This window comes from Leptospiraceae bacterium, assembly GCA_024233835.1.
Classification (GTDB): domain Bacteria; phylum Spirochaetota; class Leptospiria; order Leptospirales; family Leptospiraceae; genus JACKPC01.
In genome coordinates this window covers 978,220-993,888 of the sequence record JACKPC010000001.1, presented here as the reverse complement: position 1 = coordinate 993,888, position 15,669 = coordinate 978,220, and the positions used below count along the sequence as shown (strand labels likewise).

Below are 15,669 nucleotides of genomic sequence, written 5' to 3'. Positions count from 1 at the left end.
CAAATAGAAAGGATTTGAAATGTCAGTACTGAGAGCGCACGCGGAAGAACAATTTAAAGAAGAGCTTGCCGAATTAAAAAAACAGGATAAGAGTAAAAGACCTCCAAACTGGGAGCTATCTCCTGAAGCTGTGGTTACCTATCTTGTAGGTGGGAAGTTAAAAAATGGGTTCACGGTATCTGCCAAATACATCGGCAACCGGAGGTTAATGGAAATTGCTGTAGCTACCCTTACTACGGATAGGGCCCTACTTTTATACGGTCTACCCGGAACCGCCAAATCCTGGGTGTCCGAGCATCTGGCGGCTGCAATCAGCGGTGTTTCAACTCTCATGATCCAGGGAACTGCCGGTACCGGAGAAGAGGCCATTCGTTACGGTTGGAACTATGCTCGCTTACTTTCAGAAGGTCCCTCGGAAAAGGCTCTTGTAATTACTCCACTCATGAAAGCTATGCAATCGGGACAAATTGCAAGGCTGGAAGAGCTTACCCGAGTCAGCTCTGATGTGCAGGACACATTGATTACCATCCTTTCAGAAAAGACGCTTCCTATTCCGGAGTTAAACACCGAAGTACAGGCTGTAAAAGGTTTTAACCTTATCGCTACTGCCAATAACCGCGACAAGGGAGTAAATGAACTTTCGAGTGCGCTAAAACGCAGGTTCAATACGGTGATCCTTCCCGTTCCCGATACAATAGAAGAAGAAATTGAAATTGTTCAACAAAGGGTAAATAGCATGGGCAAAGCCCTCGAACTTCCGGCAGAAGTCCCGGCTATGGAAGAAATTAAGCGTATTGTAACTATCTTTAGAGAATTGCGAAGCGGCTTAAGTTCGGATGGTAAAACAAAAATCAAATCGCCAAGCGGAACTCTGAGTACCGCCGAAGCTATAGCTGTTGTCAGTAACGGTATGGCTTTAGCCGGTCATTTCGGAGATGGAAAGCTTACAGCTAAAGATGTGGCTTCCGGTCTTTTAGGAGCCATCATTCTCGATCCGGTTCAGGATAAAATTGTCTGGGAAGAATATCTGGAAACGGTGGTAAAAAAGAGAGACGGCTGGAAAGATATATACAGGGCCTGTAAAGAAGTAGATTAATGTCGGTTCATATTCTCGGTATACGACACCACGGCCCGGGTTCGGCCAAGGCAGTAAAAACACATCTACAAAAGCTCAAGCCGGACTGCGTTTTGATTGAGGGACCTCCCGATTCAGAAGATGTTCTGCCTCTTGTTATGGATAAGAAGATGAAGCCGCCCGTGGCCCTTCTGGTTTATATGGAGGAAGAACCTCAAAGAGCCGTTTTTTATCCATTTGCCGAATTTTCTCCGGAATGGCAGGCCATGCAATATGCCCTGAAAAAAAAGGTGGCCCTGCACTTTATGGATCTTCCTATTGCCAATCGAATTGCTCTTGAGCTTAAAAAAGAAGAAACAGAGAAAACGGAAGAAGAGAACACAACTGAACCTGTAAAAACAGAAGAACCGGAAGTAGAGAAAGAAGCTTCCGAAATTCCGGTTAATCACGATCCATTTCGTTACCTCGCCGAAGCAGCCGGTTATAAAGATGGAGAACTCTGGTGGGAATACACCTTCGAACAGAGAGAAAATTCGGAAGATTGTTTTGAAGCCATACAGGAAGCTATCCATGTTCTGAGAACCGAGCTACCCGAAGTGGAAGATGAAAAAGAGCAACTAAGAGAAGCTTTCATGAGAAAGACAATTCGGGAAGCAGAAGCGAAATACAAGAAAATTGCGATTATCTGCGGTGCCTGGCACGGCCCTGCCCTTGAAGATAGAACGAACGAAAAAGAAGATGCCGCTCTTTTAAAGAAACTTCCTGCCGTAAAAAAAATTCAATCCACCTGGGTTCCCTGGACTTTTAGCCGCCTGAGTATGCAGAGCGGATATGGTGCCGGCATTCGCTCACCCGGCTGGTATAAGCATATCTGGGAAAACAAGAACTTCACAGAAAGCTGGATGACAAAAGTAGCCAGAACCTTTCGCAAAGAGAATATGGATGTATCGGTAGCCCATGTGATTGAGTCGGTAAGGCTTGCCGATGCTCTCGCTTCGATTCGAAACATTCCGAGGCCGGGACTGGTAGAACTGAATGAAGCCACACAATCGGTTATCTGCATGGGAGATGAAATTCCCTTGCAACTTATTCAAAAAGAGTTGATAATCGGAAAGGCTCTCGGTAAGGTACCCGACTCCGCACCGAAAGTACCTTTGCAGGTGGATCTGGAACGATTGCAGAAAAAACTCAGGCTACAGGCCACAGCCGAATCAAAAGATCTGGAATTAGACTTGAGAAAAGATTTGGACTTAGAGAGAAGTCATTTTCTACACAGGCTCAATATTCTCGGTATTCACTGGGGTAAAAACATACATGCAAAAGGCAAGGGTACCTTCTGGGAAGCCTGGAGACTTAAATGGGAACCCGAATTATCGGTGAGTATTATTGAAATGGGAATCTGGGGAAATACCATTCGGGATGCTTCCCTGAAGTATATACAAAATCGGGTTCAAAACTCAAATTCCCTGCCTGAAATCACGGGACTCTTTGAAAAAAGCTTATTTGCGGATTTGCCGGAAACTGTAAGTATACTGGTTCATCGTGTAGACAACCTGGCAGCGGTCTGCGGAGATGTCTTCCAATTGATGGAAGCCATTAGCCCTCTTGTAAATGCTGCAATGGGGAATGTAAGAAAAACGGATGCTGAAGTAACAAAAGCCCTGATTGAGAATCTGGTTGTCAGAACCTGCATCAACCTTCCGAATGCCTGTTATTCTCTCGACGATGATGCGGCAAGAGCCACTTTTGAACGAATCGCTTCTGTGGATTCTAATCTCAAATTAATAAACAACGATTCTTTAACGGAACGCTGGGTAAATACTCTGAAAGAAATAATGGATACGGAAGATGTTCATGGAATCATTCACGGAAAATGTGTGAAATTACTCTTAGATAATGGAATCTTTAATTCCGGGCAAGTAGAAGAAAAATTGGAACTCGCCCTTTCTGTTGGTGTAGAAACTGCTTACTCGGCTTCCTGGCTGGAAGGTTTTTTACAGGGAGCTGCACAACTACTACTCTACGACGATTCGATTTTTAAAATCTTAGATGCCTGGATAGCAAAATTAGATAAGGAAAAATTTGTAGAAATTCTCCCCTTATTGAGAAGAACCTTTTCCAATTTTTCCGATCCGGAAAGAAGACAAATCGGAGAGAAAGCCAGAGGTGTAAAGATAGCAGGAACTTCTGAATTGGAGAATAAATCCGGTTTTAATCCTAAAAGGGGAGAGAAAACCTTTCCGCTTGTAACAAAGCTTTTAGACCTGGAGACAAAGTAAATGCAGGATGATAAAATCAAACGCTGGCGTTTAGTGCTGGGTGGAGAACAGAGGGATGGCACAGGGGTTCAGCTACAGGGAGAGGAACTACAAATCGACAATACGCTTTCTGCCCTGTATGACTCGGAAAGAAAAGGTGGCCTCGGTAAGTCATCACCGAATGTATCCCGCTGGCTCGGAGATATACGTACTTACTTCCCCAGTTCTGTAGTCAAAGTTATGCAGCAGGATGCTTTTGACAGGTTGGATATGGCTTCTATGCTTACAGAACCAGAAATGCTTGAATCTCTCGAACCCGATGTCCACATGGTTGCAAACCTGATGAGTCTCGGAAAAGTGATTCCCGAAAAAACCAAGGATACTGCCAGACAGGTTGTGCGCAAGGTGGTCCAGGAACTTATGAAGAAGTTAGAACAACCCGTGCGTCAGGCGATTTCCGGAAGTTTGAATAAAGCCAATCGAAACAATAGAAGACCGAGGCATAACGAAATCGATTGGAATACAACTATTCGTAAAAACTTAAAAAACTACCAGAAAGACTATAAAACGATTATCCCGGAAACTCGATATGGTTACGGTAAAAAGCGTTCTTCTTTGAGAGATATAGTTCTCTGTATCGACCAGAGTGGCTCTATGGGTTCGTCTGTAGTCTATTCCGGGATTTTCGGTGCGGTCATGGCTTCCATCCCTTCCGTAAAAACCAAGATGGTGGTGTTTGATACGGCCTTTGTCGATCTAACAGAAGAATTACAGGATCCGGTGGAACTCTTATTTGGTGTTCAGTTAGGAGGTGGTACCGACATCAACCGTGCCCTCGGTTATTGTCAAAAAATCATTGATAAGCCCTCGGATACAATTCTTGTTTTAATCACCGATTTATACGAAGGTGGCAATCAGACCGAGATGAGAAAAAAGGTGGCCTCTCTTGTGAGTTCGGGGGTTCAGGTGATTACACTTCTTGCACTCAGTGATGATGGAGCTCCTTTTTTTGACAGAAATAATGCAGCCTATTTCTCCGGACTCGGAGTCCCGGTATTCTCCTGTACGCCGGATTTATTCCCGGAACTTATGGCCGCGGCCATACAAAAGCAGAGTCTTTCTGAATGGGCAGCAAAAAATAATATTCCTCTCGGAAGAGAATCTTAAATTTTGCTAAAATAATATATAAGAGAAATATAAACTAAGGACATAACAATATGAGTAAAATGGAAGATATTCAAAATTTCTGGAAGATCATTCAGGAGAATATAAAAGAACTTACAGACGAAGAATCTGAAGAACTCGAAATCTACGAGAAAATATTAGAAGCTCTCGATAAAATACATCCTGAAATTTTCTACGAGTTTATGCTCTCCGATGATGACATACTAACTTTAGTACTCAGTGCCGGGGGAAACAAAGAACTATTTCCCCTGATAGAAGAAATGGTTTCGAAAGCTCCTAAATTATCCGAACTGGAAGTGCAGGCTCTCATGCCAAACCTGGGCTTTGAGGAGACGATCTTTTTACAAAGCTCAGATATGAATGTGGCTGATGTTTATTTTCTCCCTAATCGGAAGACTGAGAATCAACAAATTAGTTTAGATATATACGTTCCGAAAATTAACTACAGTGATTCCGGGGATGAAAAAGAAGAGTTACATTTTGCCCTGGTGGATTCCATAGTAGAGGGAATCGGGGAGCGTTTCTACGCAGAAAAGATCAGCTCTATCCATGTTTTCTCAATGGATAAGACACCTAAAGATAATAAACTCATTCCCTTACTGGAATTGGAAGAGTATCTAAATAGTCTAAAATAGTATATACTAAAATTCTTTCCCGGACTTCACAAAAGTCCGGAGTTCTATCTCTTTCATCTGAAGTCAAAAATCTACTTCCCAGAAAAGGCCTGAATCGAAACATTGTATTTAAGTTATGAAGCATTTATCTATTTTCCTCCTATTTGTTCTATTTTCCTGCAAAGATCCTGTTTTGGAAAAGTGCAGGGCTGCCTGTGATATGTTTATTCGTTGTACCGAAGAAACCTATAAGGTTAAAGTCCCGGCTGAATTACAGGATAAGGCCGGACGTCAGTGTGTAGATGGATGCACAAGGTTACAATCGCAAATTCTTAGTTGTTACGACGAAGCCAATAATTCCTGCAAGGGGATGGCGGAATGTATCAAGCAATCAGATCTAATGGAGTAAATATGAAGAAAGATTCAATATATTACTATATACTCATTCTCTTACTTTCCCTTCCATACCTATTAACTCTTCCCCTTGATGTAATGGATATAGATTCTGCCCAGTATGCAGAAATTACAAGAGAAATGGTAGAGCGAAAGGATTTTATATATTTACGAGACAACGGTAAGCAATACCTCGATAAACCGATTATGACTTTTTGGAGTATTGCTCTATCCTATCTTATTTTCGGTATTCATAATTATGCCTATAGAATCCCGGCCATACTGATTACTTTTTTCTCAGTCTTTTTTTTATATAAGCTCTCCTTTTTACTATACGAAGACGAAAAAAAAGCGAGACTAAGTTCTATTCTTTACCTTTTAAGCCCCGGTCTCTTTGCTATGGTAATAGACCCCAAGACAGATGTGTATTTAGTCGCCTTCCTAATTTTTACATATTATTTCTACTTCTCAGGCTTAAAGAAAAATAAAAATTACTATTATCTAATGTATTTAAGCATGGGTCTGGGTTTTATTACCAAGGGGCCTATTTCTGCTGTGATACCGGCTATCTCAATAGGAGGAGATATTTTACTGCGAAGAGATTGGAAGCTCTTAAAAGAAATGAAACTTATAGGCGGAATTCCTATCTTGCTTTTTTTCCCCCTACTCTGGTCTTACTTTTTATACCAGGAATTTTCCTTTTACGGGCCCAACTTTTTTCTCTGGATTCAGTCTTTCGGAAAGATAACCGGACAGGGTCTACATGCCGGTGGTAAAATGAATCCCGGTTTCTTTATTTCAAATTTTTCCTGGGCTTTTCTGCCTTTCATCCTTCCTTTTTTTATGCTGCTCTTTTTACAGCTCAGGGCATCCATTCACAGAGCTTCCGGTTTTTTATCTTTTCCTTCTTATCTATTGCAAACCATACGCAAGAATGAATTTCCGAGGGCCCATTTTGTTATCCCGTTCTGGCTTTTTCTTTTCTTTTCTTTGATTTCTCTCTCCACATTCCAGCTCCCCCAGTATATCTTCTGGGTCTTACCGGCAGCTTCTCTGTATACGGCCGATCGTCTCGTCGAGTTTTTTAAGACGGAAACTTCCATAAAGCAAAGACTCCTGTTTTATCCGGTATTGATAGTTTCTGTAATTCTAATCGTCCTGATACCCATTTACACGGTGGATGTAAATTCTCTATATTACCTTATACCAATACTCTTCATCCTTTTTCTTTACCTCTTAAAAGATTCCTTCGAATGGGAAATTTTGAGTGTTAGTCTTTCTACTCTTGCCCTCTTTATCATAACCACTCTCTATATATATCCTTTACTTTTATCTTATCAGCCGGCCAAACAGGTAGCCGCAGTTATTAAGGAAAAAGAAGCCGGGAAAAAAGAGTTTTTTGCTTATGGATTATCTTTTTCCAAGCGCTCCTATGCTTTTTACGCAGAACGTTTACGAAAAAGTATTTTTGATATACAGACTTTTAAGAAAAAGCTAATAGAAGACAAAGAACGTCTACTTATAGTTCCAGGCAAGTTTCATTTTTCCTTAAAGGCATATCTGGGTAAAGAATTTAAATTAGAAAAGGTAAATGAATTTCCGAGTTATGGAAGAATTGCCAAACCGGAGAGGGAATTTTTCTTAAAAAAAAGTAGACCTCTTTTACTTGATAAAGTATATATCTATAAAGTGTCCCTGGAGAATGATAAAAATGCTCAATAAACTGAAATATCTGAATACGGACGAGAAGCTAAATGTGTTTACTCATGGAGGAGCCTCCATATTTAGCCTCTTTGCCATGTTACTTCTTGTCTATAATGCTGTCAGTGAAGAAAATATCTGGAAAATTCTCGGTTCTTCGGTCTATGGCTCTTCTCTTTTCCTGCTTTTTTTCATTTCGGCAGTATACCATAGTCGCACAGGAAAAGCGAAAAAACTCTTTCAAAAATTTGACCACATTGCTATTTATCTTTTAATTGCCGGAACCTATACTCCCTATATTCTCGTCAAGTTTCGCAATGATAGAGGACTTTTAATATTAGGAATTGTCTGGTCACTTTCGGCACTGGGAATTATTTTCAAAGCCTTTGCTGCTCATAAATTTAACCTGCTTTCCACTCTTTTCTATGTACTCATTGCCTGGACAGTACTCTTAGAAATTAAAACGGTATTCCAGACTCTGAGTAATTCCTGTCTTGTCTGGTTAGTCGGAGGAGCCCTTTTTTACATGATAGGGGTATATTTTTTCTTAAAAGACCATAGACCCCTGTTTCATCCGATCTGGCATATCTTCGTAGTCGCAGGGGCTTTCAGTCATTTCTTATCCATTTATCTCTACGTTATTTAGAGAATCCGTATATTCCTTATTTCTAAATAAATAAGTTCCGGCCAGAAGTCCCAAAAAAGATGCAGCAAGACCGGGTAAAACGGGAGGAGGAAAAGCAAAAGAAGATACCCGGAAAAAAAACCAGGTTCCGAGTCCCAAAACCATCGCCAGTATAGCCCCTACTGCGCTGCTTCTTTTCCAGAGCAAACCACCCAGAAGGGGAACAAACAGGGATACAAGACTAATCGAAGAAGCTTCTGCCACCAGTTCATAAATATTACTACGATGCAGGGCGAAGGCAGTTCCTATTAAAGCAATTAAAAAAACCGAAATCCTGAGTAGAAGCAAATGTTTTTTATCATCTAATTCTTTAATTAAGGGTTTTATAATATTCTCACCCAGAACAGAAGCCGGAGCCAGAATAGCTCCACTCGCAGTACTCATGATTGCAGAGAGTAAGGCTCCTAAAAATATAACCTGTATAAAAAGTGGCATGTGCTTTTGGACAACCGTAGGTAAGATTTCCTGGGGATTGGTTTGTAAGATTTCGGGATAAACCTGTGTAGCCGCAAGAGCAGCAAATAAGGGCAGAAAGGCTATACTTAAGTATAAGGCACCGGCAAGATAAGAAGAAGATACCGCTACCTTTTCAGAGCGAGAGGACATGACCCTCTGAAAAATATCCTGCTGCGGGATAGAACCGAGGCTCACTGTTATCCAGGCGACAAAATAGTTGGTCAAAGAAATATAGTCCGTTTTAGGAAAGGGACGAAAAAAACCGGGACCTGTTTTTTTTACAATAGCCTGAAATCCTCCCGCTGCCGGTACTAATTCATATAAAAGTAAAGAAAGGCCTATTACAATAATAATGGTCTGAAGAAAATCTGTAATCGAGATAGCCCACATTCCTCCTACAAAAGTATATAAAACAACAATAGAGGCCCCGATAAAAATTCCACTTACCATGGATATTCCTGTAACACTATGGAGAATAATTCCGAGGGCAACTAACTGGGCAGCTACCCAACCGAAGTAGGAAGGAATAATACAGATAGCAGCAATAATCTCGGCTTTCCTACCAAATTTCACTCCGAAAAAGTCAATGATCGTTACTAAATTCATCCTGTAAAAGGTGCGAGCAAAGAATGCCCCTACCAGAAAAAGGCAGAGAGAAGCGCCCAGTGGTTCTTCAATAATTCCTAATATTCCTTTTTTAACGAATTCAGAAGAAGCACCGAGGATGGTTTCCGAACCAAACCAGGTAGCAAACAAAGCCGATGTAGCTAAGAAAGCCGGCAGGTTTCTTCCGGCTAAAACAAAGTCCATGGAGCTTTTCACAAATCGGGAAGCAAGAATCCCCACAAGTAAGGTTCCTCCAAGGTATAAAAAAATAAATAGAGCCAGCATTATTTCTTAGATTTCCTTTGTAATAATCTTCCGAGAATAGGAAGCTGAATACCGAGCTTTGACAGAGAGTATAAGAAAATTCCACCGGCAGCTCCCTCATCCAACCAGCCAATAATGGGGACAAGGTCTGTGGCTTCCGGGATAAACATGTATACGAAACTTCCGAGAGCTGTAATCGACCAGAAAACTTTTTTTCCTGTGCTAAGCTCCGTCTCTTCCGAGCTCTTTTCTTCATCCTTCATAAAATTCTCCTTTCTGGTAGAGCATATCGAAAAATATTAGAATTATTCAACATTTTTATTATCAGGATAAATTAGAATTAGGAGCAAAAAATGTCTTATCAATGGTTTAAAATCTGGCACATCATTGCATTTACCGCCTGGTTTGCCGGTATATTTTATATCTGGAGATTATTTGTGTATCATGCGGAAACCGGTTCACAGGAAGTAAGAGATACACTTGCTGTAATGGAGAGAAAACTCTACAAATACATTATGAGACCGGCAATGGTAGTTACAATTTTTTGTGGAACTGCCCTTCTATGGATTCAGTGGAATTCTTTCGCCAGAACCTACTGGATCTGGATAAAAGTCGGGCTTGTTGTCCTGGTCTTATTCCAGCATTTCCTTTCTGAATACTACAGACATCAGCTACTAAAAGGAAAGGAATACAACTCCAAACTTTTCAGGGTCTTAAATGAGTTTCCCACTCTACTTCTTATTTTTATCGTAATCCTTGTAATTTTAAAACCCTGGTAACAAGATAAAGGGAATAAAAAAGACTTTCTTTTAAAACCCTGCAAATCATATCCTGTACCTGTTATGAAGAAGTTGTACAAGGTTTTACTGGTCGAGGATGATGAGCTTGCCTCACAGGCGATTATTCATTACTTAGAGAAATACAATTTTGCTGTAACCTATGCTGCAAATGGTAGTGTAGCTCTGAATATTGTAAAAACAAAAGGGAATATCTTTGATATAGTCCTTGTGGATCAGATAATGCCGGTCTTAGATGGCTTGAGTTTTTTACAAAAGGCCAAACCCATTCTGAATGATACCCCCTGCTTGATGATGACAGCGGTTCGTGATAAGCAGGTAGTTCTAAAATCAGTCAGCCTGATTCATACTTACCTTCTTAAACCTATCATGCCCGATGCCATTTTTAGTCGGATAAAGAATATACTCAAATTAGAAGAGGAAGATATTATCCAAAAAAGTGAGCATCCCTTCAAGCCTGCCTACAGAGGCAAGTCGGCTAATGTATTTCAGGTAGTACTTCATGGTTGTCCGTATAAAGATTTCTCAGAAGAAGTTTTAGACGTTTGTAAGCTATATTTAAAAAATAACTCCGGCCTTGATATAATTGAAATTTATATAGAAGAGGAACTTTCGTACACGAAAGATGCCGGAGATTATCTCGATAATCTCATCAACAAACTCGCAAAACAAACCCGCGTGAAATACGAGGACATTTATTTAAAAGGTCCCTTCTTACAGGATAAAGATAAAAAGTATTTCTTGCAGTACAAAGGCCTTTCTCTCGCAAACTTTGGAGAACCGGAAGAAAAAGGGGATAAGAACAATATGCCTGATAAATCCAGATACTTAATGATGGACTAAATTAGGAATTTGATTTCTGCTTTTGTTCAATCGTCTTTAGGATAAACTAAATTGATATATACTCTCAGCAGAAAAGACTCCATCCGCTGCATATCTTCTTTCATAAAAACTTACGAGGCCATTTTTTTTTAGAAAAACAAGGGCGGTAGATCGGGTTCCGTATACCGGGCTTTTTATAAAAATAGAAGATAAAAAGCGTTCGTTTTCAAGACCCACTCCTGTATCCGGCAGCAAGTGATCCGGTGCCTTTTCTGTATTCTGCATGAGCTGAAATAATTCTTCCACTTCCAGATTTTCACTCAGTATATAATCTTTAACAAGAGCCAGACCTTTTGCTATTTTGGGCCAATCAGAGTTCAGGTGAGCATTACTCAGTCCGTGAAAACCCTCTTTGAGTTCATGACATACCCTGTTCATATTACTATATACTTGAAATCTAAGACTCTGAAGATTTCCGAAAAAAAGGTTATAGGGGTTATATTTGTCATTGGAAGTCTGAAGATATTCTAAAAAAGATTCCGGCTCTTTATCTGAAAGCAAATAGTCTTTTACGAGTTGTCCCCTGGAGAGTCTTCCTTCCCTGTGAGCTTTCATGTCTCTGTAGTTGGTTAAAGCACTGACTCTACCGTTTGTATGTAAACCTAACCAGGTTCCTCCTTCTTTTTCATCCTTTCCGGCTAAGAGTTCAGGAAATTCCGGCCAGAATCCGGCTTTGGTGGTGGGTCTTTCGTGATATTCATCCCGATTGGCAAGAAGAATCAGGGGAAAGTCCTTATGTTGTTTTAAAGCAATAAATAATATACACATATACTTATATCCCTAAAAATAATACCGGCAACCGAGAGCAAAAAGTACATCCGTACCCTTATTTTTCCCAAAGAAAATATTTCCGCTGAGTTCGGTATAGGCTTCTATATTCTTTTTTCCTCCGAAAAACAAAGAAAATCCCAGAGGAATACGAAGCCCGGTCTGTAAAAGATAAGAATCCGAAAAGAAGTCTTCAAAAAAGTCCCTGGTTTTATTTTCTCTTTCTAAAAAAATAAGGCCCATTCCGGAATAAATGGACCAACTAAAAAGATTTGGCCCGGCAAAAATTCCGCTATTAGTCCCCGGGCTGTATATATTATACAAGAAACTTCCGTGAAGATGAAAACGGTTCGAGCTTAAACCGAGAGCGGTATCTACCGACATTTTATTATTTAGTAAAAACCTACCGCTAAGTCCGGAAGGGCCAAAAAGAGAACCACCAATACCGATACTTCCCTCTGCCTGAAGGGCTTTTGGCATTCCTGAAATACAAAGAAAAAGAAAAAGAGCAAATAGGGCTTTCATAGTCTAACAGGAAAGGGAAACTCGCTATTTTTTTCAAGGATTTTGGTAAAACGCAAATTGGCTTTTTTAATTTACAAAGCTCATTCTATATAATACCCTGATTCGGTATAGTCTAAGGTTAAAAAAAACCGTTCCAATTTAAATTTAATCCCGGAGTAAATATGAAAACAAGAATAATATCAGGAATATTGTCTACTTTCTTGGTAATTATGTTTTTTTCCTGCAAGGAAAAGCCCAAAACCGTTCTTTACCAGGGTTTTGTAGTCGGACTCAATGGAGTTCCGGTTTATAAAAAACCCGCCGATTACGGACATAAAATTAGTGTATTACCTGTTGATGCTCAGTTCGAAGTTTTAGAAGAAAAAATTCCCGATCCAAAACTGAAAGATAAAAGATACTGGTATGAAATCCGTTCCGGAGAAAGCAGGGGTTATCTCAGCTATAATGAAGTTCTCATCAATAAGAATGTATCCATTTTTTCACAGGCTGGCACAAAAAACGTCGCTTTAATCACAGCCAAAGGGGGTTTAAACCTGAGACAAAAACCCGGGCTTAAGGCGAAAGTAATAAAGGTTTTGCCCACAAATAGTCTTGTTGAAGTAATCAAGCAGGGTTCTTTTATGCAGGCGATAAAAGATAAGTATGATCGCTGGCTCGAAATTAAAACAACTACAGGGGAAACCGGGTTTATATTCGCAGGCTATGTAAATCTCTATACAAAAGAAGAAGCAGAATTAGCATCCAAAAGAAAAGAAACCCAGGATAGTGGTTATATACTGATAACTGTAGATTCTCCCGTATACTATGAAAACCCCGGAAAAGACCCGATAAACCCTGAAAATAAAGAATTTCAGGGAGAAGGGATGAACTATAAGGGCTTTCCTCAGAAAGGAGAATTTGGTGTAGTTAAATCTATGGTAGAATTAGCCGGAAAGAAATACTTCAAAATAGAAATGGTGGAATTTATTAATTACAGTGATATGTATTCCCAGGCTATGGGTTGGATAAGTGCTGATTCCGGAACCTATTATAGCGAAGAAGATTTTGAAACGTATACCCTGAAAAATGCCGGGGAATTTGAATCCGGATTTATAAATTTAGTGAAAACATCTATAGAAGGAGATATTAATTTTACAGAAACGAAACTCACCCCTCTGGAATTCGAATCTCCGAACCCGGAAAAACCGAATCCTTCCTTTTACCTGGCTCACATCGCCACAGGGTATAAAACCAATAATAATCACGGAAATTTTTCTATGACGCAGTATATATTAGAAAAATCTAACCAATCGTATCGAATTATATCTTCCAGTTTAAATGGAGAATTAAAGATTGAAGATTTTGATATGGATGGAATTCCCGAAATCATAACCGTAGAGCACGGCAGGGGAGGCTCTTTTTATAAGTTTATGGCCTTTATCGATGGGAGTTATAAAGAATTACAATCCTTTGAATCTATGGGTGGTGAAGGTGAGTTACAAATTCAGGATAAGTCTATAATCGAAACCCGATATAAATGGAAAGACGGAGACAGTACTCCACAAAAAGAAGTAATAACTTATAAGTATCAAAAAGGTAAATTGATACAATTATAAAACGAGAGGTTACAATGAAGAAATTCCTTTTTCTGATTCTTGCGAATCTACTCTTTCTTCAGGGTATTTTTGCCAAGGAGTTTGTTTTGGTAGGAAAAGTAATAGGTGGAGGTATGTACTTTGAAACAATTGCAGGAGTAGTGCATCCTTTACGTTCTACATCGATGACAAATGAGCTAATGGAGTTAACGGGAAAGAAGATAAGACTTCTCTGTGAAATAGAACAGGAAACCTGCAATCCTATTCGATACGAAATATCTCCTTTCACCGACGAACAAAACCTGAAAGCCTGGACTTTAAAACCCATTCCTAAATATGTTTACAGACATATGACTGCTTTTAACCCAACCGTTACACCGGACGGGAATAAACTTTTCTGGACGGTTTTAGTAGAAGGAGGTGGAAAAAGTACACAAAAGATATGGTTTTCAGAAACAGATAATTACGGACTCTGGAAACGGGGGAGAGAAATGGGTTCTCCTTTGAATAATGATACTCCTTCAGCTGTAATATCTGCTTTACCGGGAGGAAATGAATTGATTGTTTTCGGAAGTTTCTTAGAAAATGATATGTTCGAAGAACTCAAAGTGAAATATAACAATCAAAAAAAAGATCTTGTAAAAACCGCCAAGTCCATGTCCGATCTAAGAATAAAATATTCCGTACTCAAAAAGGAATATAAAAAACAATTAGAAAAGATTCAGAATAGAGTTCCTCTTTATAAAAGTCATAAGACTCCGGATGGATGGTCAAGGCCCAAAGCAGTGGATTTCCCGGAGTTTTATAACTTATATCGTAGTTCGGATAATCCTCTGCATCAGGTATTTGGTGGCTCTGCTTTTTCCAACAATGGAAGGGTTTTAATTTACTCAGCCAAGCATAATGATTCACACGGTAAGTTGGATTTATATGTATCTATTCAGGGTGATGATGGAAAATTCAGCATAGGAAAAAATTTAGGTAACTCGGTGAATACAGATGCAGAAGAAATGGCTCCCTTTTTAGCGTCCGATGATAGGACTTTATATTTTTCCAGTAATGGAAGAAAAGGACTTTCTGTTTATTATTCAAGGCGAGTTGGGGATGGCTGGGAAAATTGGACTCATCCTAAAGAGATTTCCAAAAATTTGGAAGGTGTAAACTTTTTTACAATACCGGCCAAAGGAAACTGGGCTTATATCAGTCGTAAAGGTGAGCTTATGATGGCCTCTTTACCGAACGAATTAAATCCTCAACCGGTTATCCTTGTAAAAGGAAAAGTTATTGATGAATACGGTCAACCCTTATCAGCAGATGTTCATTATGAATCTTTAGTAACTTATGAACAAAAAGGTTCTACTGTATCAGATCCGGAAACAGGAAAGTTTAGTTTGATCGTTCCATACGGGGAAAGATATGGTTTTTTTGCTGAAAAGCAAAGTTACTTACCGGTTCATAAGAATATTGATTTAAGAAATGAACAATCAGATTATAAGGAAATCCAGGTTGTGTTAGTACTTCCGCGTATCGCAAAAGGTAAAGAGATTACAATCAACAACCTGTTTTTTGAATCCGCAAAGTATAATATAACCAAGGCCTCTGAGCCTGAACTGGATAGACTTGCGAAAATCATGAAAGATAATAGTACTATGAAAGTTTTGATCGAAGGTCATACGGATAATACCGGTAATGAAAAAGAAAACCTTGACTTATCCAAAGCCAGAGCTCGAGAAGTCGCACAGTATTTGATTCAAAAACATAGTATTAAAGATGATAGACTAACCGTAGTAGGTTACGGTCAGGAAAAACCGGTAGTATCTAACGATTCAGAACAGAATCGCAGTAAAAACCGCAGAGTAGTATTTAAAATTATCGAGTAAAACAAA

General features: G+C 39.5%; 15 protein-coding genes. 11 read left to right on the top strand and 4 right to left on the bottom strand.

What is annotated here, in order from left to right:
- The first annotated feature begins 19 nt into the window (after window positions 1-19).
- From H7A25_04590 to H7A25_04560, 7 genes are all read left to right on the top strand, one after another.
- Window positions 20-1,096 (top strand): AAA family ATPase, encoded by a 1,077-nt coding sequence (locus H7A25_04590; protein ID MCP5499154.1) that lies wholly within the window; start codon window positions 20-22, stop codon window positions 1,094-1,096.
- Window positions 1,096-3,354, top strand: a complete 2,259-nt coding sequence (locus tag H7A25_04585) for a hypothetical protein (GenBank protein ID MCP5499153.1) — start codon at window positions 1,096-1,098, stop codon at window positions 3,352-3,354. The genes H7A25_04590 and H7A25_04585 overlap by 1 nt, the downstream gene beginning before the upstream one ends.
- Entirely contained in the window at window positions 3,355-4,500 is a 1,146-nt protein-coding gene (locus tag H7A25_04580) for a VWA domain-containing protein (protein MCP5499152.1), read from the top strand. It begins immediately after the preceding gene.
- A 50-nt stretch (window positions 4,501-4,550) separates the two neighbouring features.
- A complete protein-coding gene (locus H7A25_04575; GenBank protein MCP5499151.1) occupies window positions 4,551-5,153 on the top strand; it encodes a hypothetical protein in 603 nt (200 codons plus the stop codon).
- A gap of 115 nt (window positions 5,154-5,268) precedes the next feature.
- Window positions 5,269-5,541 carry a Cys-rich protein gene (locus H7A25_04570; GenBank protein MCP5499150.1) on the top strand — a complete coding sequence of 91 codons (273 nt, stop codon included), beginning with the start codon at window positions 5,269-5,271 and terminating at the stop codon, window positions 5,539-5,541.
- A 2-nt stretch (window positions 5,542-5,543) separates the two neighbouring features.
- Complete coding sequence (locus tag H7A25_04565) at window positions 5,544-7,247, top strand: glycosyltransferase family 39 protein (protein ID MCP5499149.1); 1,704 nt, start codon at window positions 5,544-5,546, stop codon at window positions 7,245-7,247.
- Window positions 7,237-7,872, top strand: a complete 636-nt coding sequence (locus H7A25_04560; protein MCP5499148.1) for a hemolysin III family protein — start codon at window positions 7,237-7,239, stop codon at window positions 7,870-7,872. Before H7A25_04565 ends, H7A25_04560 begins: the two co-directional genes overlap by 11 nt.
- Here H7A25_04560 and H7A25_04555 read toward each other — a convergent pair.
- Entirely contained in the window at window positions 7,846-9,258 is a 1,413-nt protein-coding gene (locus H7A25_04555) for a sodium:solute symporter family protein (GenBank protein ID MCP5499147.1), read from the bottom strand. The two genes, H7A25_04560 and H7A25_04555, sit on opposite strands and share 27 nt — an antisense overlap.
- Complete coding sequence (locus H7A25_04550) at window positions 9,258-9,500, bottom strand: hypothetical protein (GenBank protein MCP5499146.1); 243 nt, start codon at window positions 9,498-9,500, stop codon at window positions 9,258-9,260. Before H7A25_04550 ends, H7A25_04555 begins: the two co-directional genes overlap by 1 nt.
- 90 nt (window positions 9,501-9,590) lie before the next feature.
- Between H7A25_04550 and H7A25_04545 the strand changes: the two genes are divergently transcribed.
- Together H7A25_04545 and H7A25_04540 are read left to right on the top strand one after the other, a co-directional pair.
- Window positions 9,591-10,016: a CopD family protein gene (locus tag H7A25_04545; protein ID MCP5499145.1), complete on the top strand. Its 426-nt coding sequence runs from the start codon at window positions 9,591-9,593 to the stop codon at window positions 10,014-10,016.
- 63 nt (window positions 10,017-10,079) lie between these two features.
- A complete protein-coding gene (locus H7A25_04540) occupies window positions 10,080-10,877 on the top strand; it encodes a response regulator (GenBank protein MCP5499144.1) in 798 nt (265 codons plus the stop codon).
- 36 nt (window positions 10,878-10,913) lie between these two features.
- On the opposite strand, the gene H7A25_04535 is transcribed toward H7A25_04540, so the two are convergent.
- Window positions 10,914-11,684: an NRDE family protein gene (locus H7A25_04535; GenBank protein ID MCP5499143.1), complete on the bottom strand. Its 771-nt coding sequence runs from the start codon at window positions 11,682-11,684 to the stop codon at window positions 10,914-10,916.
- A 12-nt stretch (window positions 11,685-11,696) separates the two neighbouring features.
- Complete coding sequence (locus tag H7A25_04530; protein ID MCP5499142.1) at window positions 11,697-12,209, bottom strand: hypothetical protein; 513 nt, start codon at window positions 12,207-12,209, stop codon at window positions 11,697-11,699.
- Window positions 12,210-12,370: 161 nt separating this feature from the next.
- Here H7A25_04530 and H7A25_04525 point away from each other — a divergent pair, with 161 nt between their 5' ends.
- Complete coding sequence (locus H7A25_04525; protein ID MCP5499141.1) at window positions 12,371-13,804, top strand: SH3 domain-containing protein; 1,434 nt, start codon at window positions 12,371-12,373, stop codon at window positions 13,802-13,804.
- A 14-nt stretch (window positions 13,805-13,818) separates the two neighbouring features.
- Entirely contained in the window at window positions 13,819-15,663 is a 1,845-nt protein-coding gene (locus tag H7A25_04520) for an OmpA family protein (protein MCP5499140.1), read from the top strand.
- The last annotated feature ends 6 nt before the right edge of the window (window positions 15,664-15,669 follow it).